The organism is Nocardia sp. NPDC050412, assembly GCF_044458825.1.
Lineage (GTDB): Bacteria > Actinomycetota > Actinomycetes > Mycobacteriales > Mycobacteriaceae > Nocardia.
The window spans coordinates 110,628-135,077 of the sequence record NZ_JBITIJ010000018.1 but is presented as its reverse complement, the minus strand read 5'-3'; the positions used below and the strand labels follow the sequence as shown (position 1 = coordinate 135,077).

24 protein-coding genes and 1 riboswitch are annotated in these 24,450 nt (G+C 67.1%); of the genes, 7 read left to right on the top strand and 17 right to left on the bottom strand.

Features of this window, described 5'->3' with window-relative positions; all coding sequences use genetic code 11:
- Positions 1–13 precede the first annotated feature (13 nt).
- Positions 14–1,162, bottom strand: coding sequence for a polyprenyl synthetase family protein (locus tag ACIBI6_RS35445; protein WP_364353386.1), 1,149 nt, complete (start codon positions 1,160–1,162; stop codon positions 14–16).
- A gap of 175 nt (positions 1,163–1,337) precedes the next feature.
- Here ACIBI6_RS35445 and ACIBI6_RS35440 point away from each other — a divergent pair, with 175 nt between their 5' ends.
- Complete coding sequence (locus ACIBI6_RS35440) at positions 1,338–2,390, top strand: methylenetetrahydrofolate reductase (RefSeq protein ID WP_396959297.1); 1,053 nt, start codon at positions 1,338–1,340, stop codon at positions 2,388–2,390.
- Between the two features lie 111 nt (positions 2,391–2,501).
- On the opposite strand, the gene ACIBI6_RS35435 is transcribed toward ACIBI6_RS35440, so the two are convergent.
- From ACIBI6_RS35435 to ACIBI6_RS35385, 11 genes are all read right to left on the bottom strand, one after another.
- Positions 2,502–3,653 carry an LLM class flavin-dependent oxidoreductase gene (locus ACIBI6_RS35435; protein WP_396959295.1) on the bottom strand — a complete coding sequence of 384 codons (1,152 nt, stop codon included), beginning with the start codon at positions 3,651–3,653 and terminating at the stop codon, positions 2,502–2,504.
- Positions 3,650–4,456: a DUF1684 domain-containing protein gene (locus tag ACIBI6_RS35430; protein ID WP_364353295.1), complete on the bottom strand. Its 807-nt coding sequence runs from the start codon at positions 4,454–4,456 to the stop codon at positions 3,650–3,652. Before ACIBI6_RS35430 ends, ACIBI6_RS35435 begins: the two co-directional genes overlap by 4 nt.
- A gap of 61 nt (positions 4,457–4,517) precedes the next feature.
- Positions 4,518–6,212: an ABC transporter ATP-binding protein gene (locus tag ACIBI6_RS35425; protein ID WP_364353292.1), complete on the bottom strand. Its 1,695-nt coding sequence runs from the start codon at positions 6,210–6,212 to the stop codon at positions 4,518–4,520.
- On the bottom strand, positions 6,209–7,081 hold the full coding sequence (locus ACIBI6_RS35420) for an ABC transporter permease (protein ID WP_364353289.1): 873 nt from the start codon (positions 7,079–7,081) through the stop codon (positions 6,209–6,211). The genes ACIBI6_RS35425 and ACIBI6_RS35420 overlap by 4 nt, the downstream gene beginning before the upstream one ends.
- Positions 7,074–7,202: a hypothetical protein gene (locus tag ACIBI6_RS35415; RefSeq protein WP_396959293.1), complete on the bottom strand. Its 129-nt coding sequence runs from the start codon at positions 7,200–7,202 to the stop codon at positions 7,074–7,076. The genes ACIBI6_RS35420 and ACIBI6_RS35415 overlap by 8 nt, the downstream gene beginning before the upstream one ends.
- A complete protein-coding gene (locus ACIBI6_RS35410; RefSeq protein WP_364353283.1) occupies positions 7,195–8,199 on the bottom strand; it encodes an ABC transporter permease in 1,005 nt (334 codons plus the stop codon). Before ACIBI6_RS35410 ends, ACIBI6_RS35415 begins: the two co-directional genes overlap by 8 nt.
- A 2-nt stretch (positions 8,200–8,201) precedes the next feature.
- Positions 8,202–9,821: an ABC transporter substrate-binding protein gene (locus ACIBI6_RS35405; protein ID WP_396959290.1), complete on the bottom strand. Its 1,620-nt coding sequence runs from the start codon at positions 9,819–9,821 to the stop codon at positions 8,202–8,204.
- The gene (locus tag ACIBI6_RS35400; protein ID WP_396959288.1) at positions 9,818–10,954 is read right to left on the bottom strand and encodes an LLM class flavin-dependent oxidoreductase; all 1,137 of its coding nucleotides are present in this window, start codon (positions 10,952–10,954) and stop codon (positions 9,818–9,820) included. Before ACIBI6_RS35400 ends, ACIBI6_RS35405 begins: the two co-directional genes overlap by 4 nt.
- Positions 10,955–10,958: 4 nt before the next feature.
- On the bottom strand, positions 10,959–11,933 hold the full coding sequence (locus ACIBI6_RS35395; RefSeq protein ID WP_396959286.1) for an ABC transporter substrate-binding protein: 975 nt from the start codon (positions 11,931–11,933) through the stop codon (positions 10,959–10,961).
- Positions 11,934–11,952: 19 nt separating this feature from the next.
- Entirely contained in the window at positions 11,953–12,732 is a 780-nt protein-coding gene (locus ACIBI6_RS35390) for an amino acid ABC transporter ATP-binding protein (RefSeq protein ID WP_396959284.1), read from the bottom strand.
- Positions 12,729–13,751, bottom strand: a complete 1,023-nt coding sequence (locus ACIBI6_RS35385; protein WP_396959282.1) for an amino acid ABC transporter permease — start codon at positions 13,749–13,751, stop codon at positions 12,729–12,731. The genes ACIBI6_RS35390 and ACIBI6_RS35385 overlap by 4 nt, the downstream gene beginning before the upstream one ends.
- 10 nt (positions 13,752–13,761) lie before the next feature.
- Positions 13,762–13,856: riboswitch (SAM riboswitch) on the bottom strand.
- A gap of 322 nt (positions 13,857–14,178) precedes the next feature.
- Here ACIBI6_RS35385 and ACIBI6_RS35380 point away from each other — a divergent pair.
- Entirely contained in the window at positions 14,179–14,892 is a 714-nt protein-coding gene (locus ACIBI6_RS35380) for a hypothetical protein (RefSeq protein ID WP_396959280.1), read from the top strand.
- A 74-nt stretch (positions 14,893–14,966) separates the two neighbouring features.
- Here ACIBI6_RS35380 and ACIBI6_RS35375 read toward each other — a convergent pair whose 3' ends face one another.
- The 5 genes from ACIBI6_RS35375 to ACIBI6_RS35355 all read right to left on the bottom strand — a co-directional run bounded on the left by ACIBI6_RS35375 (position 14,967) and on the right by ACIBI6_RS35355 (position 20,440).
- A complete protein-coding gene (locus ACIBI6_RS35375) occupies positions 14,967–16,148 on the bottom strand; it encodes a glycosyltransferase (RefSeq protein WP_396959278.1) in 1,182 nt (393 codons plus the stop codon).
- Positions 16,124–16,900 carry an LppM family (lipo)protein gene (locus ACIBI6_RS35370; RefSeq protein WP_396959276.1) on the bottom strand — a complete coding sequence of 259 codons (777 nt, stop codon included), beginning with the start codon at positions 16,898–16,900 and terminating at the stop codon, positions 16,124–16,126. Before ACIBI6_RS35370 ends, ACIBI6_RS35375 begins: the two co-directional genes overlap by 25 nt.
- An 85-nt stretch (positions 16,901–16,985) precedes the next feature.
- Positions 16,986–17,876: a carotenoid biosynthesis protein gene (locus ACIBI6_RS35365; protein ID WP_396959274.1), complete on the bottom strand. Its 891-nt coding sequence runs from the start codon at positions 17,874–17,876 to the stop codon at positions 16,986–16,988.
- A 302-nt stretch (positions 17,877–18,178) separates the two neighbouring features.
- The gene (locus ACIBI6_RS35360; RefSeq protein WP_396959272.1) at positions 18,179–19,747 is read right to left on the bottom strand and encodes a phytoene desaturase family protein; all 1,569 of its coding nucleotides are present in this window, start codon (positions 19,745–19,747) and stop codon (positions 18,179–18,181) included.
- 75 nt (positions 19,748–19,822) lie between these two features.
- Positions 19,823–20,440, bottom strand: coding sequence for an N-acetyltransferase (locus tag ACIBI6_RS35355; RefSeq protein ID WP_364353259.1), 618 nt, complete (start codon positions 20,438–20,440; stop codon positions 19,823–19,825).
- A 151-nt stretch (positions 20,441–20,591) separates the two neighbouring features.
- Here ACIBI6_RS35355 and ACIBI6_RS35350 point away from each other — a divergent pair, with 151 nt between their 5' ends.
- From ACIBI6_RS35350 to ACIBI6_RS35330, 5 genes are all read left to right on the top strand, one after another.
- Positions 20,592–21,032: an SAV_6107 family HEPN domain-containing protein gene (locus ACIBI6_RS35350; RefSeq protein WP_396959331.1), complete on the top strand. Its 441-nt coding sequence runs from the start codon at positions 20,592–20,594 to the stop codon at positions 21,030–21,032.
- A gap of 122 nt (positions 21,033–21,154) precedes the next feature.
- A complete protein-coding gene (locus ACIBI6_RS35345; protein WP_062988705.1) occupies positions 21,155–21,577 on the top strand; it encodes a DUF3040 domain-containing protein in 423 nt (140 codons plus the stop codon).
- Between the two features lie 447 nt (positions 21,578–22,024).
- Positions 22,025–22,456, top strand: coding sequence for a division/cell wall cluster transcriptional repressor MraZ (gene mraZ / locus ACIBI6_RS35340; RefSeq protein ID WP_036535307.1), 432 nt, complete (start codon positions 22,025–22,027; stop codon positions 22,454–22,456).
- 207 nt (positions 22,457–22,663) lie between these two features.
- Positions 22,664–23,641, top strand: a complete 978-nt coding sequence (gene rsmH, locus ACIBI6_RS35335) for a 16S rRNA (cytosine(1402)-N(4))-methyltransferase RsmH (RefSeq protein WP_357475111.1) — start codon at positions 22,664–22,666, stop codon at positions 23,639–23,641.
- Positions 23,638–24,450 (top strand): hypothetical protein, encoded by an 813-nt coding sequence (locus ACIBI6_RS35330; RefSeq protein WP_396959269.1) that lies wholly within the window; start codon positions 23,638–23,640, stop codon positions 24,448–24,450. Before rsmH ends, ACIBI6_RS35330 begins: the two co-directional genes overlap by 4 nt.

Genomic DNA, 24,450 nt, shown 5'->3' with positions numbered 1-24,450 from the left:
TCTCCTCGCGCCGCTAGTGCGTGCGACTCGTCGCTGCCAGTGCCATGGCGCGCAATCGCTCCTTGGCATCGGGTGTGGCGGTACTCGATGCCAGTGCGGCCAGGCCCTGTTCGGTGAGTTCGGTGATACGCCGCTCCACCTCGTCGACCGCGCCGAGTTCGGTGATCACCGTGCGCAACCGCTCGACCTGGTCCGTAGTCAGGTTGGTGCCGATGCTGGTGCGCAGCAGATCGGCCGCGGCCGGATCGGTGGCATCGGCGCGCTGCAGCGCCTCGGCGACGAGAACGGTGCGCTTGCCCTCGCGTAGATCGTCGCCGGAGGGCTTACCGGTGACCGCGGGATCGCCGAAGACGCCGAGCAGATCGTCGCGCAGCTGGAAGGCGATGCCGATATCGGTGCCGAAGGTCCGGTAGGCCTCGATCAGCTGCGGATCGGCGTCGGCCAGTGCCGCGCCCAGGTGCAGTGGGCGCTCCACGGTGTAGGCTGCGGTCTTATAGCGGTTGATGCGCAGCGCCGCCGCGACGGATTCGTCACCCGCGGACTCGCCGTGGATATCGAGCAGCTGTCCGCCGAGCACCTCGGTGCGCATCAGCGCCCATACCGGTGCGAAGCGGCCGAGGGCGGCGGCGTCGAGTCCAGCGGTGTGCACCATGTCATCAGCCCAGGCCAGCGCCAAATCGCCGACCAGGATGGCGACCGAGGTGCCGAAGTGTTCGGCGTCACCGGCCCAGCCGTGGTCGCGGTGGCGCTGTTCGAAGTCGACATGCACGGTGGGGAAGCGGCGACGGGTGCGCGAGGAGTCGATGATGTCGTCGTGGACCAGCGCGCAGGCCTGCACCAATTCCAGTGCGGCACAGGCGTTCAGGACCGCGGCGGCGTGCGGGTCGGTGGGATCGCCGCCCGCGCCGAGCCAGCCGGTCCAGGCGAAGGCCGGGCGGGTGCGCTTACCGCCGCGCAGCACGAACAGTTCGAGCGCGTCCGCGGCCTGGATGAAAACCGGACCGAGCGGTTCGACGATGGGGCGTCGGGTCAGGAAAAAGGCTTTGAGCGCGTCCTCGACCGCCGCGACGAATCCGGGGGTGCCCGGCGCTGGCGTGTGGTTCGTGGGCGGGGTGCCCTGAGGCGTCTGGATACCGGTTCCGGCGGACAGGGGAGCCTCCAAGGTCGTGCGGGTGCTGGTGCGCGGTGGATCGTGGGCGCTATAGGTACTTCGCTGCCGGACGGGGACCGTCGCGCGTGTCGTTCCGGTGACTGCGAGCATGTCGCTTGCTCGCAGAATACGCGTACGGTTGTGACGACCTGACGGCCCGGTGAGGGGCCACCACTACACTGGACCGGTGACTTTCGACAACGTGCGGGGACGTTCGACCCCTGGCCGGCCGTCCCCGACGCCACCGATCGTCTCTGGAACACCCTCGGTTGTACAGAGCCTGCGGACCCACTCGGGGGGTTCTGTGCCCTTCTCGGTGGAGTTCAATCCGCCGCGTGACGCCGCGGGCGAGGCGCGGTTGTGGCGGGCCGCGCGCACTTTCGAGCGCATGCATCCGGCCTTCGTCTCGATGACCTACGGCGCGGGCGGTACCACTCGCGACCGCACCGTGCGGATCACCGGCGCGCTGGCCGAGGAGACGACGCTACTGCCGGTCGCGCATCTGACTGCCGTCGAGCACAGCGTCGCAGAACTGCGCTCACTGGTCGGCGCGTACGCCGATTCGGGCATCCGCAATATTCTCGTGCTGCGCGGCGACCCGCCCGGCGATCCGCTCGGCGAATGGCGCAAACATCCCGAGGGTGTGGCCTATGCCGAGGAACTAGTGCGTATCGTGCGCGACCTCGGCGACTTCCATGTCGGCGTCGCCTCGTTCCCGCAGGGCCACCACCGCTCCCCGGATCTGGAGCACGACACCGCGTATCTGGCCGCGAAACTGCGTGCGGGCGCGGAGTATTCGATTACCCAGATGTTCTTCGACGTCGAGCACTATCTGCGCCTGCGCGATCGCATCGCGACCTACGATCCGATCGAGGGCGCGAAGCCGATCATCCCGGAGCTGATGCCCATCACCTCGCTGCGCACGGTGGCACGCGCCGAGGAACTGTGCGGACGTCCCCTGCCCCCTGCGGTCATGGAGCGCCTGCGCAAGGCCGCCGGTGACGGGTCGGAGGAGCACAATGCCGCCGTCCGCGAGGCCGGCATCGAAATCGCCACCGAAATGGGCCAGCGCCTCATCGCTGAGGGCGCACCCTGCCTGCACTTCATCACGCTGAATTTCGCCAAGGCCACCGGTGAGGTCCTCACCAACCTCGGCTACGGCGTAACCGCCGCACCCAGCTCCCCGAGTCTTCTGCCGGTCGTGGGTGCCACACCGGTGGCGTCGCGGGCCGACAGTTAGCCGGGGGTCGGGTGCTGGGCGTACCCGACGAGTTACCGATGTTCTTGCGAACTCAGTTATTGCGCGGAATTCCCAGCTGCCCCGACATTGGTCGACGGGGCAGCATGCTGGCTACGCGGCGCGCGCTGTCCGCAGCCCCCAGGCATCGGCGAGGAGGCGGTGGGATTCGAGGCGGTCCTCATGGCGGTGGGTGACGCTGGTGACGAGGAGTTCGTTCGCGCCGGTGACCCGCTGCAGGGCCTGCAGGCGTTCGACGACGGTGCGTGGGCTGCCGACGAACTGGGTGGCGAGGCGGTCGTCGACCAATCGGCGCTGCTCCGGTGTCAGCGGGGTGGCGGTATCCGGATCGAGATAGTCCGCGGCGCCCGCACCGCTGCGGATGCTGTGCACCCAGTGACCGTAGGTGGCGGCCAGATGTTGGGCGCGCGCGTCATCGGAGGCGACGACCACGTCCGCGGAGATCACCACATACGGCTCGGCGAGGCCGGCCGAGGGCCGAAAGGCCGCTCGGTAGGCCGCGACCGCGTCCAGAGCGGTGCCGGGGGAGACGTGATAGGCGGCGGCAAAGGGCAGACCGAGTTTGCCTGCCAATTCGGCGCTTTCACTGGCCGAGCTGCCGAACAACCACAGCTCGACCTGTGCGCCCTCACCCGGAACCGCGTGCAGCGCAATGCCTTCGGCGCTCTTGTAGGTGCCGTTGAGCAGGGTGCGTACCTCGTCGACCTGGTCGGGGAAGTCCGGTGCCTGCGCGCCATGCTGTTGCAGTGCGCCGAGCGAGGCGATGAACTTCGACCGGTCGGTGATCCGTCCGGGATCGAACGGTGGCGGAACAACTACGCCGTCGCGGACCTCGGTGCGCCCGGTCACGGTATCGACGACCGGGTGACCGCCCTTGGGATGCGCGGGCTGTGCGCCGAACTGAGTGCGGCGATGGCCCGATCGGCCCAGGCCGAGGTCGAGTCGTCCCGGGTAGAGCGCGTCGATGGTGCCGAACGCCTCCACGATCGATGCCGAGGTGTGGTGGCCGACCTGAACCGCCGCCGAGCCGACGCGAATCCGGGTGGTGGCCGCGGCGACCAGGCCGATCAGCGTGATGGAGGAGGAGCTCGCCACCGAGACGAAATGATGTTCGGCCAGCCAGTAGCGGCGGTAACCCCACTGCTCGGCGTGCTGGGCCAGATCGATGGTGTTGCGCAGGGCCTGCTGTGCGGTGGATCCGGCGCTGATCGGGGCCAGATCGAGGATGGAAAGCGGGATCGTCACGCGGACCGTCCCAGGCGCGGATCCTGTTCGCCCGCTTCGATGGCAACCCGCAGCCGGTTTTCCGCGGGTGCGAGCGGGCAGGTGGCGAAATCGGTGAAGGCGCAGGGCAGATTGGCCGCCCGGTTGAAATCGAGACCCACGGTGCCACGGGCGTCGGGTGCCTCGACGGCCAGCGAGCGGGCCGCAGGGTAGGTGGTGACGCCGCTGGTGGCATCGGTGAACAGCACCCGCAGGTTGGTCGGCTCGCCGAAGGCGATGACGCGCTCGGTGACCTCGCCGATGGTGAATTCGATGGTGCCCGAGGCGGTGTGGTGATGTTCGAGCCCGTCGACGACGGCTCCGGTGGTGATCGTGCGCGGCTCGTCGAACGGCTCGAAGCGGCCTTCGACCACCCAGCGCGGGTCCGGGGCATAGGTCGGGATGCCCTCGAAACTCAGCAATGTCGGTGCGGCCGGGTCGTGCACGCGCACGGCGTAGAGGCCGCTGCGCCGAATCACCTCGAGCACTCGATTCTCGTGCAGCACCTCGAGTCCCGGCGCGCCTTCGGCCGGTATGACGATCTGTACGCCCGCGATGTCGCTGCCCTCGAACCGCAGGCGGTCGGCGGGCCGGGCGGTGATGAACACCTTGTCGTCGGTGACCCACCAGGTGCCGGGAATGTCGGGCATGCGCTCGGGTTGGTCGGTGAGCCAATGCAATCCGGTCAGGCTCAGGAAGCCGAGCGGATCACGCAACTGGTCTTGCCTGGCGTGATGCCAATGCGCCCACTCGGTTTCGAAAAGACTGGTGATGCTGGTCGTCATGACGCTCTGACTCCTTCGAGTGTGCGGTTGTGGTGGGGATGGCGTAGTCGGGTGCCGGTCATCAGGCCGCCCCCGGTGTGGCGACGTGCGGTGTGGGAATGGCCGACAGCAGTTCGCGGGTGTACTCGTGCTGCGGGTTGTCGAAAATGTCGGCGGTGGAGCCGGATTCGACAATGCGACCGTCGCGCATGACCGCGACGCGGTCGCTGATGCGGCGCACCACGGCGAGGTCGTGGGAGATGAACAGGTAGCTCAGTCCGAGTTCGGTTTGCAGGCGGTCCAGCAGTTCCAGGATCTGGGCCTGGACGGAGGCGTCGAGAGCCGAGACCGGTTCGTCCAGTACGAGCAGGTCCGGGTGCAGGGCCAGCGCGCGGGCGATGGCGACGCGTTGGCGTTGTCCGCCGGACAGTTCCGCCGGGCGGCGCTGTGCGAAGTTCTCCGGCAGCGCGACCTGGCCGAGCAGTTCACGCACCCGCTCCTGTCTGGCCTTGCGATCGCCGACGGCATAGGCCCGCAGCGGTTCCTCGATGATCGAGCCGACTCGCCAGCGCGGATCCAGTGAGCCGTAGGGATTTTGGTAGACCACCTGGAAGCGCTGGCGCAGGTCGCGCAACCGTCCACCTTTCACCGCGGTCATGTCCTGCCCGTCGAACGTAATCGCGCCGCTGTCCGGTTCGGTGAGCCGCAAGGCGATTCGCGCCGTAGTCGACTTGCCGGAGCCGGATTCGCCGACCAGCGAGAGGGTTTCGCCGCGACCGAGTTCGAATCCGACGCCCGCCACCGCGGTGACCGAACCACCGGCCGGTGCGCGGAAGCGCTTGTGCACATCCCGCACGGTGAGCAACGGCGGACCGGCGCTCGTGCGCGGTGTGCGGAACCCGTCGAACGGGGCCAGGCTCGGTGAGGCGGCGAGCAGGCGCTTCGTGTACGGATGACGTGGTTCGGTGAGCACCGTCGCGGTTGGACCGGTTTCGACGATCTCCCCGCCGCTCAGCACAATGATCCGATCGGCCCGCTCGGCGGCGATCGCGAGATCGTGGGTGATCAGCAGTACCGCTGTGCCGCGCGCCGCCGTCTGCGCGGCGAGTTTGTCGAGTACCCGTCGCGCTACCGTGGCGTCGAGCGCACTGGTCGGCTCGTCGGCGATCACCAGATCCGGTCCGGCGATGATCGCCGCCGCGATCAGCACCCGCTGCCGCTGGCCACCGGACAGTTCGTGCGGATATTGCGCCGCCCGCAACTCCGGCACGTCCAGTCCGGCATCCGAGAGCAATTCGATCGCTCGCGTGGCCGCATCGCGACGATCGGCGAGTCCGTGCACGAGCAGCGCTTCGGCGACCTGATCACCCACGCGCCGCACAGGATTCAGCGAAAGTCCTGGATCCTGCGGTACGAATCCGATCCGCGCACCGCGAATCCGTCGCAGCGCCCGCTCGGATCCGGTATCCACCGTCTCCCCGTCGAAGGTGATGGTCCCGCCGGTGATCTCGGCATTGGGGCCGAGCAATCCGATCACCGATTGCGCGAGAGTCGACTTACCGGAACCGGATTCACCGACCAGCGCGACAACCTCGCCGCGTACGACGGTGAGGGATACGCCGCTGAGTGCGGCGACGTCGCCGCTGTCGGAGGCGTAGCGCACGTGCAGGCCGTCGATGCGCAACAGTGCCGCTGCGGACCCATTCGGTCCATTCGTGACGTCGCGGACTTGCGGCGTGCCGTCCGTCGGATCGGCGGACGTGCTGCGCTTACTCATGCGCTGTGACTCCTTCCTACGGCGCGGCCGAGACGTTGTGCGGAGAGGACGACGACGATGATCACCAGGCCGGGCAGGGTGGTCATCCACCATGCCGTGGCGAGGAAATTGCGTCCCTCTGAAATCAGTGAGCCCCATTCGGGGGTGGGGGGTTTCGCGCCGTAGCCGAGGAAGCTCAGCGCCGAGACCGATAGCACCGCCATACCGAATTCGACCGCGGCCAAGGCGAGTACCGGCTGATACGAGTTCGGCAGGACGTGCCTGGCCAGCACCGTGTACCAGCGGACCCCGCCAGCGTGCGCCGCCTCCACATACGGTGCCTGTCGCACTCGAAGCACCTCCGAGCGCATGACCCGCGCGAAGTTGGCGATCAGCGAAACGCCAACCGCGATGGCCACATTGCGGGTGCCGAAGCCGAGCGCGGTGACCAGCGCAAGGGACAGCAGCAGCGACGGAATCGATAGCAGCACATCGACGAACCGCATGATGACGGTGTCGACCGAGCCGCCGATCGATCCCGACAGCAGCCCGAGTATCGATCCGGCGATCAGGGCGATGGCGACCGCGGACAGGGTTGCGGTGAGCGAGAGTCCTGCGCCGTGCACCATCCGGGTATACAGATCGCGCCCGAGATTGTCGGTGCCGAACCAGTGTCGGGCACTGGGCCCCTGGAACTTCTGCGCGGGCACTCCGGTCAGCGGGTCACCACTGGCGAAAACCGAAGGGAACAGCGCCCAGCCGAGCGCCAGCACCGCGACGGCACCGGACAGAATCACTACGACATTGCCGCGCAACGACTTCCACTGCAGTGCTGGCCGGCGCAGTCCGGGCAGTGCGACCCGGCGCGACTCATCGGCGACATCAACCATGGTCGGTCACCCGCTGTCGCAGATCGGGCCTCGGCGCGAAGCCATAGCCGCTGATGAGGTGCCCGGGCGTCAGTGCGAGTACGGCGTTATCGCGCGCCGCGTCGAGGGATAGCTCAGGCACGGACGACCACCTCTTCCGGGATTTCATTCGAGTCGGTCTCGGAATCGGTTGCCGCACGGCGGGATCGACCGGCGATGCGCGGGTCGAGCAGTGGATACAGCAGGTCAACGGCCAGATTCACGGTGACGAAGACCGTCGAGGTGAGCAGCACAATGCCCTGCACCACCGGAATGTCCTGGGCCAGTACCGAGGTCTGGGTGAGCCGGCCCACGCCCTGACGGGCGAAAACGGTCTCCACCACTACGGAACCGGCGAGCATATTGCCGACCAGCACACCGGCAATGGTGAAGGTCGGCACGCTGGCCGGACGCAGCACATGCTTGCGCAGCACCCACCCGCGCGAGCCCCCTTTGGCCAGTGCCACATCGACGAACGGCTGACGCCAAGTCGACGCCAGCCCAGCGGCGAGCACTTGGGCCAGCACCGCCCCGATTGGTATCGCGAGAGTGAGCGCGGGCAGCACCGTGCCCTTGAAACCGTGTCCGCCGAAGGCCGGGGCGAGCCGCCAGTGGAACGAGAACAGTTGCAGCAGTAGTAGTCCGGTCCAGAAGGTCGGCACCGAAACCCCGAGGGAGGGCAGCGAGCTGAGCGCGTCACGCAACCACGGGCGGCGAGCATAGGTCGCGGCGAAAGCCACACTCACTCCGCCGAGCACCGCGAAAAGCAGTGCCAGACCCGCCAATCCGAGCGTATTGGGCAGTGCGTCACCCAGCGCGGTGGCGACCGGCTGGCCGGTGGCAATGGAGTGGCCGAGGTCGCCGGTCAGTGCGTGCGTCAGCGCGGTCCAATACTGTTCCCAGAGTGGACGATCCAGTCCGTAGCGGGCCTGCAGTTCAGCGATCGCCGCCTTGTCGATCGGGGTGCCCGCACCTGCACCGTCGGCCGCGATGGAGACCGGGTCGGCGGGTAGCAGGTAGAGCACCACGAACGAGATGGTGAAGGCCGCCCACAGCACCCATATCGCCTGCAGGACCCGCACAACCACATACCGAGCCATGACTACCGCCCGCTCAACCAGGTGTCGAAGAACTGCAGCCGGGCGGACGCCTCGAACTCGAGCTCTTGTACGTTCTGCGCCGCACCGATCGCCTGTGACAGTTCGACGGTAGGAATCCACAGCCCCGCATCGAGTACGGCCTGTTGCGCGGTGCGGATCAATGCGGTGCGTGCGGCGGTATCCGAGGCACTCAGCTGACCGTCGAGCAGATCATCCAGCGCCGGGATGCGTTCACGGGCATTGAGATTGCGGCCGTCGACACTGAAAGAGGTGCGCAGGATGTCACCGTCGGCACGGGTAGTGTTGTAATAGGTGGTGTCGAAATCCTTGACGTTCTGCCGAGCCGTGCTCTCCGGACCCGACACCAGATCCAGCTTCAGCTCGACACCCACCTGGCGCAGCTGCTGCTGCACCAGTTCCAGGATGGCCTGATTGCCCGCGAACGCCTGACTGAACAGCACCGAGAAGGACAGGCGCTCACCATTCTTCGCGCGGATACCATCACCGCCCGGCGTCCAGCCCGCCTGGTCCAGAATGCTGCGCGCCTTGGCCGGGTCATAGCTCAGCCGGACCGAAAGATCTTGATACCCGGGTGTAGTGCTGGCCAATGTACTGGTGGCGGGCTTGAACTGCGGTCCGAGTACGGTGTCCACCAGCTGTTTGCGGTCGATCGCGGGCAGCAGCGCCTGGCGCACCGCGACATCGCGCAGCGGTCCGCGCGTGACATTGGTCTGGAAGCCGAACGGCACACCGGGATTAGCGGTGCTCAGCACCCGTCCGTTCGCGGCCTCGATCTGCGGTGCGTCCTGCGGCAGCGCATCGCTGACGGCGTCGAGCTGACCGGAGATGAGACTGCCGGTGCGGACTCCGGATTCGGGCACCACCGTGAACTCGATCTTGTCCAGATAGGCCTCGCCCTGATGGGTGAAGACCGCCGAACCCCAGCGGTATCCGGCACGTTTGGCCAGGGTCGCCGAGGCGTCCTGGCGCCAGGACGCGTAGGTGAACGGTCCGCTGCCGACATTGTCGCCCAGGCAGCGCTGATCGGCGGGTTCGGCCGTGGTGACATCACCCTGAATGCCCAGCTGCGCGGTCGAGGACGCCTGCAGGAACTGGGCATTGGGCTTGCTGAATTCGACCCGCGCGGTCAGCTTGTCTACCGCGGTGGTGCCGACGTAATTGGTGAGGTAGCTGGAGCCGAGCGGTGCCTTGACCCCGCCCAGTTTGATCACCGAATCGAAGGTGTTGCGCACCGAATCCGCGGTGAGCGGGGTGCCGTCGCTGAAGGTGACACCGTCGGCGAGATGGAAGGTGATCACCTTGGCGTCTGGGGAGATCTCCCAGCTCTTGGCCAGCCACGGCTTGATCTCACCGGTCTTGGGATCCTGATCGGTCAGCGAATCCACGATCTGGCGGGTCACATACAGCGTCTGATTGGTACCGGACTGTGCCGGATCCGAGCAGGTCGGCGCCTGAGAGAGGCCGTAGCGCAGAGTGCCGCCCGGCTGTGGCGGTCCCGCGTCGGCGCCGCCGGTGGCCGAATCACTGCCGCAGGCGGCCAGACTCGCGGCCGCGGTGACGGCGGCGGCCACCGCCGCGATTCGGTGTCGGGAACGGATCACTGTGGTACTCCAGATGTTTCGGTGCGGACGAGTTCGCCGCGGGAATCGATGTCGTAGTCGGTGCGACGTGCGGTGGCGCGGCCGTTGGGCGCGGTGGCCAGTGGTCGGCTCGGAATGCGTCGGCGCAGTTCGGGTGCGACCTCGGCCTGGAAGAGTTCGAGGCCGGCGTGATGTTGCGACTCGCTGCGGCCGTCGCGTTCGGCGGACAGGTGGATCACCTCGTGCCCGAAGGCCTCGTGCTGGCGACCGACCTTGTCGATCACCTGCTGCGGGCTGCCCACCAGCGCCGAACTGCGCGCGACGAAATCGTCGAGTGTCTCGAATACGATCGGCAGACCGAGCTTGCGCGCCAATGCCAGTCGAGCCTCGAAAATCGGGCGGTATACATCGAGGGCTTCCTGTGACGTGCGCGCCACATGGAATCCCGCAGTGCCCGCGCCGACCAGGGCCTCGGCCGGATCGTGTCCGTAGTGCGCCCAGCGCTCCCGATAGTGGCGCACCAGTTCGGCATACGGTTCGATCGGATTGGTGACATTCGCCGAGAACAGCGGATCACCGTGGCGCGCGGCGAGTTCCACCGAATCGCGGCTGGTCGCGCTGCCGTGCCAGATGCGAATGCGCGGTTGCCAGGGCCGCGGCAGCGCCTTGGCCTCGACCAGTTCCGGCCGGAACCGGCCCGCCCAGGTCACGGTGTCGCTGTCCCACAGCGCCCGGAACAGCTCATAGCCTTCGCGATTGCGATCCCACTGGTCCTCGGCGGTGACGTGGTACAGCTTCGCCTGCGCCGCACCGTTGCCCTTGCCGATGATCAGTTCGAGGCGGCCGCCGGAGAGATTGTCCAGCGTCGAATAGTCCTCGAACGCACGCACCGGATCCAACAGACTCAGCGTGGTGACGGCGGTGAACAGACTGATCCGCGAGGTGACCGCGGCGATATGGGACAGGATCACCGGCGGCGCGGCCGAGAGGAACGGATCCTCGTGCCGCTCACCGACGGCGAATCCGTCGTAGCCGAGTTCCTCGGCGATGCGGGCCTGGGCGATGACGTCGAGCAGTCGCTCCCTGGTCTCGGGCAGCCGACCGGTATTCGGATCCGGCACCCGGGTGACGAGGGTGAACAGCAGGAACTTCATGTGATCACGACTTCTTCGGTAGGCCGGGCGGATTGATCCGCGAACTCGGCACGGTCTCGGTCCGCAACCCCCAGCGATCGATGACCTGCTGGTAGGTGCCCGTCTGGATGGCGTTGTTGATGGCCTTGTTGATGGGGCCGATCAGCCCGTTGTCCTTCTTGGTGAGCACACCGATCTCGCCCTGCAATGCGTCACCTGCGCCGGAGAAGGTCGCGACGATCTTGGTCTGATTCGCGGTGGTGCTGTGATAGATCGCGGACGGGTTCGGTCCGATATATCCATCGAGGCGCTGCGAGGCCAGCGCCAGGTAATAGTCGGTGACCTGCTGGAAGTAGGCGATACCGATCGGGGGCAGGCCCTCGGCGATATTCTGCTCGTTCCACTTGACCAGCAGCTGCTCCTGGTTGGTGCCGCTGCCCACGCCGATCCGCTTGCCCGCCAGGCTCTTACGATCGGAGTACTCCAGCTTGCTCTGCTTGGGGATCTCCAGCGCGACGGTGTCATTGCGGTAGGTGGCGAAGTCGTACTTCTCCTTGCGCTCCTCGGTCACGGTGACGTTGGAGATGAATACATCAGCCTCGCCGGAATCGACCCGCACGAAGTTCTGCGACCAATCGGCCACCTGTGCAACGAGTTTCAGTCCGAGGATATCGGCGATGAGCGAGGCGAAATCCACCTCGGACCCGACGATGGTCTTGTCGTCGGTGGCGTAGAACCGCAATGGCGGTGCAGCACCACCGGATCCGGTGACGACCAGCGTCCCGCGGTCCCGGATGGCCTGCGGTAGTTCGGCGGCAATGGCGTCGACCTTGGGCGCGTGGATCCGGCCGGACTGGCCGGGGGAGAGGTCGAAGGTGATCGAACCGGCGGGCTGTGCGGAGTTTTCCGCGTCCGGATCGGTGCCGCAGCCGGTGGCCAGCAAGGCGACCGCGGCGGCCAGGCCGACCAGGGCAGAGAGCTTCATCGAATACCTGTTCATCGGGGAGCGCGCACCGCGCTCAACGGACTCGGGACAGAAATGCGCGGGTGCGCGGGTGTTGCGGGTTGTCGAGTACGGCGGCGGGCGGACCTTGTTCGACGATCACGCCGCCGTCGAGGAATACGACGGTGTCGGCGACTTCACGGGCGAAACCGATTTCGTGGGTGACGATCACCAGCGCGGTCCCACCATCGGCGAGATCGCGGATCACGTCGAGGACCTCACCCACCAGCTCTGGATCCAGTGCGGAGGTGGGTTCGTCGAAGAGGATCACCGGCGGTCGCAGCGCCAATGCCCGCGCGATGGCCACGCGCTGCTGTTGTCCGCCGGACAGCCGCCGCGGATAGGCATCGGTCAGTTCGCCGATGCCGACCCGCTCGAGCAATTCCCGCGCCTCGGCCTCGATTTCCGCACGCGGGCGACGTTGCGCGGAAATCGGTGCGAGCGTGACATTGTCGAGCACCGTCAGATGCGGGAAGAGATTGAACTGCTGGAAGACGAAGCCGATATGCGAGCGCTGCTTGCGCACTTCGCGGTCCGACAGCGCGTGCAACTTATTGCGGCGCAGCCGATATCCGATCAATTCACCGTCGATATGCACGGTGCCCGCATCCAGCGACTCCAGGTGGTTGACCACCCGCAGCAGCGTCGACTTGCCGGAGCCGGACGGTCCGATCACGGTGACCACCTCGCCGGCTCGTACGGTCAGGTCGATGCCGGCCAGCACCTCGGTGCTGCCGTAGGACTTACGCACCCCGCGCACCTCTACCGCAGGAGCCAGGACCACCGGCGCGCTCATCGAGTCGCCCCGCGCGGTGCGGCGGAACCGATTTCGGCGATCTCGCGCAGCCTGCGCCACACCTGCTGCGCCGGTGTCGGTGGCGGCGTGCGGTGCGCGCCCTTGGCGTAGTGGCGTTCGATATAGAACTGCACCACCGACAGAATCGTGGTCAGCACGATGTACCAAACGGTGGCGACCATGAGCAGTGGCACTACCCGGCCGTTGCGACCGTAGATCACCTGGACCTGGTAGAAGAGTTCCGCGATCGCCATGACCGACACGATCGAGGTGCCCTTGAACAGGCTGATGACCTCATTGGTCGCATTCGGCAGAATCGAGCGCATGGCCTGCGGGGCGATGACCGTGCGGAACTGGCGCACCCGGGGAATACCCAGCGCCGCAGCTGCTTCCAGCTGCCCGGGATCGACCGAAATGTATCCGGCCCGGATGATCTCGGCCGCATACGCCGCCTGATGCAGTGCGAGTCCGATGACGGCCGCGGTGAAGCCGCTGATCACTCCGTTCACCTCGAAGGTGAGAAAGGAAGGGCCGAACGGGATTCCGAGCGAGAGCGTCTGGTACAGGTAGGCGATGTTGAACCAGAACAGCAGCTGCACGATCAGCGGAATCGAGCGGAAGGCCCAGATGTAGACCCACGAGATCACCCGCAGCACCGGATTATTCGACAGCCGGGCGATCGCCAATGCCGTACCGATCAGGAATCCCAGTGCCGTACCCCACAGGGTCAGCTCCAAGGTGACCTTCAGCGCTGACAGCACCGATTTCGCGGTGAAGTATTTGGCGAATGTCGACCAATCCCAGCCGGGGTTGGTGGCCAGTCCGTGGATGAACTGGGCCAGCAGCACAAGCGCGATGGCGCTGACCACCCAGCGCCACGGGTGCCAGGACCTGGCGATCGCCGGTGCGTCAGTGGCGCTTACGGTAGCAGTGGGTGCACCCGATGCCGTGGCATCGGGTGCGTGGGCACCCGGTATCGGTACATCTGATACCGGATCGGATGCGACGGACGCGCTCATGATTTCGGTTCCTCCATCGTTCCCGGCGGAAGCACCCGCACCCGGTTGCCCGGGGGGTTGCTGCGACGTCGACGAGCCAGGTCTCTCGGTCGCTCTGGATGGTGTGTCCGACGCCGAGCACGGGTCGGTCAATGGGTCTAGCCGAAATATCATGCGAAGCAGGCGAAGTCCGGCACAAGGGTACGAATCAGCGTGAGCGCAGACCTTGTTTGCATGGCCATGAGCAGGCACTATTGGCTCGGTCGCACAGTGGATCGTGGCATTTCGGACGCCGTTCTTCGCGTGCTTTCCGTCCGGATTGCCCACCTGCTGGTTGCCGCGACGGCGCGCGGCACGAACGTGTCGCTCGTCGAAATAAACACTGCTGCGAAGGTTTGCCGGAGTAGTCTCGGACCTCGATTCGTGCCCGACGATGAGGAGGCCCGTCGTGACCCTGCTGCGCCGTCTGACCACGCTAACCGCCATCGCGACCGGTACGGTCGCGCTGACTCTCGCCGGCCCCGGCATCGCCGCCGCGGGTCCGGCGCCGATGCCCGCGTCACCCGTTCCGGCCGCGACCGCACCGTCCGCCCAGGCCGCGCCGGGTGATTTGTTCGCCGCTTACCGAGACGTCGTCGAGGCGTTGCGGACCTTCGGTGTCGACCCGTTCCTGTACCCGGCGCTCGCGCCGTTCTGCTCCGACACCGGCTCACTCGGTCTGGTCCCCGCGGTCGCGGGTGCGGTGCCCGGCCCGTGGCCCAAAACCACGGTGGCGATTCCGGGGCTCGACCCGACCGCCGTCAAGGCGGGCCAAGTCATGTTCACCTTCGTCCCCTACGGCCTGCGCCCGGACGGCACGAATGCCACGGGCATGAATGTCGCCTGGGTCAACCTCGCCAATGGCCGCAGCGGCATCACCGCCATGGGATCGATCTCCGATGTGGTCCGCAAGATGGTGCCCACCGAAATCCCGACCGAGATAAGGCCACTGGCCGAACGTGCCATCCAGGATCTCTTCGCCGCATTCCCGGTCGGCGGGGTGCGCGCGGTCCCGGTCGACACCGGATCCGGCACGATACTCGCCGCGGTCTTCGGAACCGTCGACAACGGCACCAAGTCCTGCTTCTTCCTCCCGACGGTCGGACTCACCTCAGTACGCTGAGCTGGATCAAGATCAGGTGGACCCGAGGGCGGGGGCTCTCGGGCGATGCCGCCACAGATTCCACGTGATCTTGATCAGCGGGTGGGCGTTAGGGGGCGGGACTTCCAGGTCAGGAGGTTGGTGCGGTGGGCGTGGCGGGAGCGGGTCCAAAGGCGGAGGTAGGCGTCGATGGAGATCGGGTGTGCTAGACCCGCGAGGATGTCTGTGCGGGTCGTGGTGCCGCGTTCCAGTGAGCGTGCGAGCAGGCGGCTGGCGACCGCCGCGCCGTAGCCGATGAGACCGGCGGTGCGTACGGAGCCTCGACCGCCGATCGCGGCCAGTGGGGGCACCCAGTAGGCCAGTGTCGCAACAGCTCCCACTGCCGTGCCGCCGATCGCCGTTCCGCCGTAGGCGGACCACAGCCAGCGGTTGTAACCGGTCTCCAGTTCGGCCGCGCCACGGTACATTCGGGTGCTCGCCGCTGGGCCTGCCACGACCAGCGCGGTCCGGCGACCCGAACGACGTAGTGCGCGAGCGATATCCAGGTCCTCGGTAGGGCTCGCGGCGACCGCGGTGTGACCGCCGATGGCGCGATAGGCGGTGGCATCGAACACCAGGAACTGGCCGCAGGCGACGGCGGTCGAGGGGCGCAGGCTGCGATTGGCTGCCGCGATCGGCAGGCTGGCCGCCCACGACCAGCACAGCAGCGGCTGCACCAGCGCCTCGGCCAGCGACTCTGTCACTTGGTACGGCCACGGTGACAACAATGTGGCCCGGCTGCGCCGCAATTCGGTGGTCGCGGCAGCTATCGCATTCGGTGCCAATCGTACATCGGCGTCGAGAAAGACCAGCACCGTGGCCTCGGCCAGCTCGGCGAGTCGCGCGCAGGCGGCGGCCTTCCCGGTCCATCCGGGTGCGGGTTCGGCCTCGGAGCGGAACACCGTGAAGCGCGAATCGCCCGCAATCGCGTCGAGCGCAGCCGCTTCGGTCCCGTCCGAGGACGCATCGTCGAGAATCAGCACCCGCAGTCGCGGCACACCCACTTGACCGCGGAGATCATCGATCAGCCCGGGTAGTCGCGCTGCCTCGTCGCGAGCCGGGATACACACCGTGACCGGCTCGATCACCGTATTCGGTCCGGTCGACAGCCTGCGCACCGTCACGCGGTTGAATAACGCGGTTCCGCAACCGAACAGCGCGATACCCGCGCCCGTCCACGCGGCGATCGCCGCGCCCGTACGCAGGGTTCGCGTCAGCGGCGGGTCAGTGAACGCCACAGGTTGCTCGGTGAGAAGTCGCTCTCGGGTGCGCCGGGCGGCGTCGGGTTGCGGTCCATATAGGCGATGGCGGCGATAATGGCGGCGACAGCGAGAGTGATACCGCCGACTATGCCCGCCCAGCCCGCGAAGGAGCGGGTATTCGGGTCCGCGTAGCTGACCTCGGCGCGCATGGTGGAAACATCGCCGGGCGGCAGTTTCCAGGAGACGGTGGAGTCGTCCTCGCGATTGCCGTTGGTCTTGGCGACGCGGGCCGGGAAAGCCACCGTGAACTGCACATCCGAACCGTGCGGCGGAACGGATTTCAGATCGACCCGGCCATTGAGGCTGACCAGGTCGCCGGTGCGCTGGAACGACAGGTTGAACATGCCTTGGGTCTGATCGGAGAGCGCGCCGAGTTGGCCGACCTCACCGAAGGACAGATCCTCGAAGAACACCTTGCTGCCGACATAGCCATCCTGGCTGTACGGCTCGACCCGCACCTTCGCGGCCAGCGAATCGGGCGCCTTCAACTGCGGGCCCTTGTCATTGGCGTCCGCGGGCACCACCGCGGCCACGATCCGACCGGAGACGCGGTCATTGGACGACACACCCATCGACACCTGAACCCGCAGGCAGCCCACGAGCATGGGCACCAGCATTGCGGCCAGCAGTACTGCCGCGGCCACCCGCGCTGCGGGCCGGGGCGAACGCGGCGGTAGAACCGGTGTGTCGGGCATCGCGGTGAGAGGACTCGGCTGCACGGCACACATCGTGCCAGGCGCTCGCCCCGAATTGCCACGCGACGGGCGCAACGCACGCCGACCGAAGTGTCGGACAGGTGGTATCCGCATCGCTTCACCCCCGCCGGGCCAGGACCGACCGCACCAGTAGCGGTGTGCCGAGCACCCCCAGCCCGACACATCCGTACCAGGCCGAATACGGCAGATCGAGGAACACCGCGTGCGCGAGCGTCGACCCGAGCCAGGTCCACATGAACACCGCCGCCGGCACCACCGCGTCTGCCGAGATCGGGGATACCGGACCTCGGGATTCGGGCTCCGGACTGGTCGGGTCAGGCGTTCCCAACTCCAGCGCCAGTGTTCCGGCCTCCGCCGCATCGGGGGCTGCCGCCGGTGTCTGCGCTGTCGTTGGCAGGCGCTCTGCCGCGGGCGTAAACGTATTCGCATTTCCCGTCCCCACGACGCGATCCAAGCCGGTCAGCAGCAAGGCCATCACCAGCGCCAACGCGAACCACCCCAGATAGTTGGTGTACGGAATCTCGGCGAGTCCAGGCAACCCACGACCGGCGGCACACCAAGTCCACTGTCCGTCCGCCACCATCTGCGGATCGAGGAACAGATCCCAACCGACGGCCCCGACCGCGGTCAAAACAACTCGCCCGGCCCAACGTCGAGTCAACAACCCGGCAACCATCCACACCGGATACAGCCCACCGGTCCAGGCCAGCGCGACCACCAACGGCACCGCCGCCACCGCGGGCCCCAATCTGCCGTCGGCATACTCATAACAACCGAATGGGAACCCCGTCGCGGTACCAACGATTTCGGCAACCAGCCCGAGCCCCGAGACAATCACCACGAACCCCGAGGCGTACCTGATGCCGCGCGTCGCGACCGCGTGCACCACCGCCGTCCCCGCCGACAGCAACACGACCAGCACGGTCACCAGGTCGCGAGCGTCGCCCGAGGCAAGCGGATAACTGATCTGCACGAGCACGAGCAGCACCGCGGGAACCGTCGGCGCTAGCAACCGCGGCGTCCATCGAAAGGCGGCAGTCGACCGCGGAGGCCGACTCGCGCCGGGCCGACTTGCCAGGTTCTTGTCAGCACCGCTGACGTCGGAATCTGTTGGGCTGGCGGGCTCGGGTCTTCCGGTGGTTTCCGGGTTCGTCGGAGCCTGGGTGTTGGTGTCCGTTGCCCCGGAGGGATTGGCCCGCCCGGAGGTCTCCGGACTCGCTGTACCAGGGATTTCCGTCCTCGGCGTGGGTTGCTCGCGCGGCTTCGGCACGACTGGTCCGGTCGGCTCCGTCATCGCCTGCGCAGCAGGGGAAACCGGTTGCGCTGTCGATCGCGCAGCAGCAGCTGTGCCGCGCTGCGCCCGCTCGCACCGGACACCCCACCACCCGGATGCGTCGAAGCCCCGGTGAGATACAACCCGGGCGCGCCGGGTACCCGCTGCCCGGACAGCTCCGGCAGCGGCCGCCACAGCATCATCTGATCCAGCGACATCTCCACGTGCATCACATTTCCGCCGCGCAACCCGAGCTCGCGCTCCAGGTCGACAGGTGTCTGCACATACCGCCGCAGCACACTCGCCCCGAACCCCGGTGCGTAGGAGTCGACTTCGGCGATGATCCGATCGGCCTCCGACTTCGCGTGCGCGGCCCAGTCACTGCCGTCGGCCAACTCGTACGGATGCCACTGCGCCCACAGTGAGAGCTGATGCTCACCTGCCGGGGCGATGCTCGGATCCAGCGCACTGAAACTCATGGCCAGCACTACCGGACGCGGTGGCAAGTCACCGGCCAGCGCCGCACCGTGCGCCCGGCGCAGCTGCCGTCGATCGGAGACGAGAAACTGCAGACCATTGGCGGATTCGGCGGTCGAGCTATCGGGATACTGCGGCAGCGCGGAGGTCGCGAGTCGTACCACCATGCCGATACCGGGCCCGACCCGGATCCGCCGCTGCCACTGGTCGAGCACCGCACCGTCGAATCCGCCGTCCCGCAGCAGATCCAGCGTGGTGAGCACGTGGGTGCCCGCGATCACGGTTTCCGCATGCAAATTTCGGCCCGACATTGTGCGCACCTGCCAGCCGTTACCGACCTGCCGCAGCTCGGTGACCGCATCACCCGCCGACACCACACCGCCGTCGGCGCGCAGCCGCGCGACCAGCGCCGTTGTCAGCGCCCCACTTCCCCCCACCGCCCGTCCCGGCGGCAACGTATGCATCAGTGCGGCGAATCCGACCATCGGTGCGGTCCCCGGCTCGGACATCGGCGGCCCGGACTGCGCACCGAACCAGGCCAGCGACGCCTTGAGCCGTTCATCGTCGAAGTAGCTGTCCAGTAGGGCATCACCGGTCTGCAGGAACTCCCGTGACAACGCACTTCCGCCATCGCGCGCGTCCAGCCCCCAGAACGAACGCAGCAGCCGACCCGGCGTGGGCGTACCGCCGAACGCGCGCATCACTCGCGCCGACCGCGGCCCCCAGACCTCGACGAAGCGCCGATACGCCGCCGCATCCCGGCCCCCACAGACCTCCGCGATCCCGGCGCAGGTTCGATCGAGGTCGCGATGGAACACGATCGGCGCACCACCATCCGGCCCCGCGGGTGTGAAACCCCAAGGATCACAATCGACATAGCGCAGCCCGAAGCGCGACAGCTCCAGTTCCTCGATTATCCCGGTATGGCGCACCATGATGTGCGCCGACGATCCGCGATCGACCAGATGGCCCGGGAAACGTTCGACCGTCGACACCGCGCCGCCGAGCACCTCGTCGCGCTCGAGCACCTCCACCCGTTCCCCGGCACGCGCCAGATAGCAAGCGGCGACGAGCGCATTGTGGCCCGACCCGATCACGGCCACCGTCACGACTGTGCCTCGCTGGCGCTCGGCTGCGTCGTACCGGTAGGCCGGCTGTGCTCAATGTTCACTCGCCGCGCTCGCTCACAGCGGCAGCCGCCGTCCCAGGATCGCGAACGGCCTGGTATCCCCGGCGAAGACGAAATTCCGGATCACATCGGTGAATCCGAGTCGCCGATACAGCTTCCAGGCGCGGTTGGCCTCGCCGTGCACCTCCGGTGTGGATAGCAGTACCGCGCTCTCGGTGCGATTCGCGAGCAGTCGTGTCAGCAGTTCGCCGCCGATGCCGCGCCCCTGCGCCGACGGATGTACGTGCAGCTCGGTCAGTTCGAAATAGTCCGAAAGCAGTTCGCGCGCAGAATGTTCCGGCCAGCCCGAGCGGCGCATCCCGCTGTGCACCTGCTGGTGCCACCACTGGTGGGCGGCGCCGCGATAGCCGTAAGCGATGGCCACGATCGGCGCGGTTCGCAGGTCGATCTGCCCGGAATCATCCGGGACGACGGCGGCGACGCCCTGCCAGCCGACGCGGGTGGTGTGCTCGGTCCACATCGGCGCGCGATGGTGTTCGGTGCCGTGCGGATATTCCATTGCCGCGACGTACACCGCCAGCGCGTCGTGCAGCCGGGAGCGCAGCGCCGCGATGGAAAGGTCGATGACGACAGGGGCGTTGGCGGGGATGTGTTTGGGCTTGACGGCTGTCATGGCTCTCGTCGGTCCGCGGAAAGTTGTCGGTGGGTGTCCCTATATTCAATCTCAATTCAAACGTTCGAATACCTGTTCGATCCGTGCGGTGCTGAGAACTTCGGCATTCGGGCCCAGGATAGGCCAGGTGAGCGACTCGGAGGGACGGCTGATGTCTGGTCGGATCGAACACCCGGGGCAACCCGGCAAGGCGGGCAAGCTGCTGCAGCGGGCGGACGGCTTGCTCATGCAGGCGGCGGGGGAAAGCGACCCGCGCGAGCGTTTTCGGACCGCGTATCTCGCCGCGCTGCGCGGTGCCGGTGCCGTGCTCGCGTTTACCGGGGCGGATGCCGCGCCGCGGGCGCGCTCGCGCAATGCCTGGGTGCTGATGCAGCGCGCCGCGCCCGAATTCGTCATGTGGACCGACTACTTCAGCGCTCGCTCGGAGATCAGGGCAGCGCTGGAGGCGGGCTTGGATCGCGATGTGGATGATCAGCAGGCCGACGAGTTCTATTCGCGGGTGGGCGCATTCCTTCACGACGTGGAAGATCTGGTCGATGCCAGGGCTCGATTGCGTCCCGCGCCGGGCTGGTCCGGGGGCATGACCGCTTAGTTATCGGCGAGTAGGTGGTACGGCACTGATCGAACTCGTATCATTGGTGGCAGATAGTCGACCTTGGCTATCTGTCGCCTACCCGGAGGCGACAGCCACGTCCTAGTGCCGGGGGAGGTACCGTGCCACTCTCCGAGCACGAGCAGCGCATGCTCGAACAGATCGAGAGCGCGCTCTATGCTGAGGATCCGAAGTTCGCGTCGTCCGTCCGCGGCGGACGCCTTCGCTCGACCTCGAGTCGCCGCAGACTCCAGGCCGCAGCCCTGTTCGTCCTCGGTCTGTTTCTACTTGTCGCCGGCATAGCCGCTCCGGTGAAGCTCGGCGACTTTCCGATCATCAGCCTGATCGGATTCATCGTGATGTTCGCCGCGGGCGTGCTGTTGCTGCTCGGCAGTTCCAAGGGCATCGCCAAGGGCGACCGGTCGGGCAATGCCCAATCCGGTGGCGCGAGTGGCGGATCGGGCGGACGGGGACGAGGGCGCAAGTCCGGTGGTTTCTCCGAGCGCATGGAGGATCGGTTCCGCCGCCGCTTCGATCAGGAGTAGCGCGCCCGTAGCCGACATCGACATATCGAACGCGCCGCCGCACCGAACAGGTGCGGCGGCGCGTTCTCATGCGTGCACCACCTGACTGCTGACTGCTCGCCGCGCGCGGTTCCCCACAACGCCCCACGATCTTCCCCCACAACCTCCCACCGCCCACCTCCGCGCCGTCCCGTGACCGGCTGAAACCAGAGGAACCTGGGTGTTTGCTGATAGTTGTCGGGCGCTTGTCTCGCTGCGCGCGCGTGTCGCCAGAACACGGAAAAAGTTCTCCACCACCGTGATAGCTGGGGTGACCTGCGTAATCGACGACGCGGGGAGCCAGATCACCCTGAGTTTCGATTGAAAGTGGGGGAAAGTGGGGTAATGTGGAGCGCGCACAAGAGGAAGGGCATACATCCGAGGTGATCGTGCTCCCCGAAACTCGGGGTTGATCCGGGAGGTAGCGGGTTGTTTCTCGGTACCTACACACCTCGGTTGGATGACAAGGGGCGACTGACGTTGCCTGCGAAGTTTCGAGACGATCTGGCGGGAGGGTTGATGGTCACGAAGGGTCAGGACCACAGCCTTGCCGTATATCCCAAGGAAGAATTCACCGCACTCGCACGGCGGGCCGCGGCGGCATCTCGAAGCAATCCGCAGGCGCGCGCATTCGTTCGGGCACTCGCGGCCGGTACGGATGAACAGCGTCCGGACGCTCAGGGCCGGATCGTGTTGTCGGCCGATCATCGTCGCTACGCGAACCTTTCGCGGGATTGCGTGGTGATCGGATCGGTCGACTTCCTCGAGATATGGGATAAGCAGGCGTGGGAGTCCTACCTCGCCGAGCACGAGGAGGACTACGCGCAAGCGAGAGACGAGTCGCTGGGCGGAATCTTCTAGCCCTGAGCGAACGAGTGCCACGCGGCCTCTGCCCGGACGCGCGGACCCTGACGTACTTCCCCGACGCCAGGTGCCGAGGCTCCGGTCAGAGACCCCGCGGCATTCGTATTTTCGAAAGTAGCTGTGTAGCAAGGCGACCCGCAGCGAGTGATCCCACTGACACGGCTCGATGCGCAACGACGCGAGGCAGGATTCCGGGAGGTCGAGGTGAACCGTGAACAGGACGGTCCTCGCCATGTTCCGGTTCTGCTCCAGCGAGCCGACGCGCTGCTCGGCCCGGCGCTCGCCGAACCCGGCGCGGTATATGTCGACGCCACATTGGGTTTGGGCGGACACGCCGAACACTTCCTGCGGACCTACCCGAATATCCATCTCGTCGGACTCGATCGCGACACCCATGCACTGGCATTGGCCGGTGCGCGATTGGCGCCCTTCGCGGACCGAATCACCTTGGTACACATCCGATATGACGGGATCGCGGCCGCGCTGAAGCAGGCCGGATTGCCGACCACTGGTTCGGTGAGTGCCATCCTGATGGATCTCGGCGTGTCCTCGATGCAGCTCGACGAGGCCGAGCGCGGCTTCGCCTACTCCGTCGACGCGCCGCTGGATATGCGGATGGATCCGACTACCGGCATCACCGCCGCGGATGTGCTCAACACCTACAGTCACGGTGATCTGGCGCGCGTACTGAAAACCTATGGTGAGGAACGCTTCGCGGGCAAGATCGCATCCGAGGTGCTGCGCCGCCGGCAACAGAAGCCGTTCCGCACGAGCGCCGAATTGGTCGAATTGCTTTATGCCACAATTCCGGCCGCCGCCCGGCGGACGGGCGGTCATCCGGCCAAGCGGACCTTCCAGGCGCTGCGGGTGGAGGTGAACGGCGAGCTCGACTCGCTGCGCGCCGCGCTGCCCGCCGCCCTCGACTCGCTGCGGGTCGGCGGCCGGATCGTGATCATGTCATATCAGTCGCTCGAGGATCGGGTGGTCAAACAGGAGTTGGCGCCGCGCACCACATCGCGGACACCGGTCGACCTGCCGGTCGAATTGCCCGGTATGGGACCGGAATTCAAGTTGCTGACCCGAGGTGCCGAGAAGGCGACCGAACAAGAGATCGAAGAGAACCCGAGGGCGGCGCCCGTGCGGATGCGCGCGGCGGAGAGAATCCAGGAGGGGACAGCATGAGTGTGCGCACGCGTACCGTCGAGGCGCCGGGCCGGATCGCCCGCCGGGTTCAGGCCGCCGAACGGGTGAAATCGGGTGCCGCACAACGGGCCTATGCCAAACGTCGGATGCGGGCCGAGCAATCGGGGGACACTCACGACCTGCCCAAGCAGCGCGCGTCGGCGATGGCCACGCGAATCCCGTTCGTGGCGGCCATCATCGCGCTGCTCGGCTGCGGCCTCGCGCTCACCCTGCTGCTCACCACTCGTTCGGCCGAGGACAGCTATCAGCTCGGCGATGCCAGGGCGACCAACCGCAAGCTGGCCGACGAACGCGCGGCGCTGCAGCGCGAGGTCGAGGCCGCCGACTCCGCGCCCGAACTCGCCGCGCGGGCCCGTGAACTCGGGATGATCCCGGCCAAGGATCCGGCCCGACTGGTGATCGGACCCGATGGCGGGGTAACGGTGATCGGCAAGCCGACGCCCGCACAGGGCGCACCGGTGCCGCCGCTGAACAGCTCGCCGGTCGCCCCGACCGCCCCACCGACGGTCAATGCCCAGGCCCGCGGCGAACGATTGATTCCGGTGACGACCACGCCGACCGCACCACCCACCCAGCCGAATACCGGCCAGCCCGCGAATGCCCCTGCGGGACAGGCGAGCCCGACACCGGCGACGCCGCCGACGTCGACGTCGACGTCGAGTACGGTCGCGCAGGCTCCGGTGGAGACGCCGCAACCGGAAACTCCGCAGCCCGTCCCGGCGCAAGCCCAAGCGGCGCAGCCCGAGGCAGCCCAACCAGCGCCCAACCCTGACGAGGGCGCCCGATGA

What these genes read in the sequence shown, in the direction of transcription:
- ACIBI6_RS35430 (WP_364353295.1), bottom strand. Translation starts at nt 4,456, where the DNA reads ATGACGACCAGCATCACCAGTCTTTTCGAAACCGAGTGGGCGCATTGG.
- ACIBI6_RS35425 (WP_364353292.1), bottom strand. Translation starts at nt 6,212, where the DNA reads ATGAGTAAGCGCAGCACGTCCGCCGATCCGACGGACGGCACGCCGCAA.
- ACIBI6_RS35420 (WP_364353289.1), bottom strand. Translation starts at nt 7,081, where the DNA reads ATGGTTGATGTCGCCGATGAGTCGCGCCGGGTCGCACTGCCCGGACTG.
- ACIBI6_RS35410 (WP_364353283.1), bottom strand. Translation starts at nt 8,199, where the DNA reads ATGGCTCGGTATGTGGTTGTGCGGGTCCTGCAGGCGATATGGGTGCTG.
- ACIBI6_RS35400 (WP_396959288.1), bottom strand. Translation starts at nt 10,954, where the DNA reads ATGAAGTTCCTGCTGTTCACCCTCGTCACCCGGGTGCCGGATCCGAAT.
- ACIBI6_RS35395 (WP_396959286.1), bottom strand. Translation starts at nt 11,933, where the DNA reads ATGAACAGGTATTCGATGAAGCTCTCTGCCCTGGTCGGCCTGGCCGCC.
- ACIBI6_RS35390 (WP_396959284.1), bottom strand. Translation starts at nt 12,732, where the DNA reads ATGAGCGCGCCGGTGGTCCTGGCTCCTGCGGTAGAGGTGCGCGGGGTG.
- ACIBI6_RS35385 (WP_396959282.1), bottom strand. Translation starts at nt 13,751, where the DNA reads ATGAGCGCGTCCGTCGCATCCGATCCGGTATCAGATGTACCGATACCG.
- ACIBI6_RS35370 (WP_396959276.1), bottom strand. Translation starts at nt 16,900, where the DNA reads ATGTGTGCCGTGCAGCCGAGTCCTCTCACCGCGATGCCCGACACACCG.
- ACIBI6_RS35355 (WP_364353259.1), bottom strand. Translation starts at nt 20,440, where the DNA reads ATGACAGCCGTCAAGCCCAAACACATCCCCGCCAACGCCCCTGTCGTC.
- ACIBI6_RS35350 (WP_396959331.1), top strand. Translation starts at nt 20,592, where the DNA reads ATGTCTGGTCGGATCGAACACCCGGGGCAACCCGGCAAGGCGGGCAAG.
- ACIBI6_RS35330 (WP_396959269.1), top strand. Translation starts at nt 23,638, where the DNA reads ATGAGTGTGCGCACGCGTACCGTCGAGGCGCCGGGCCGGATCGCCCGC.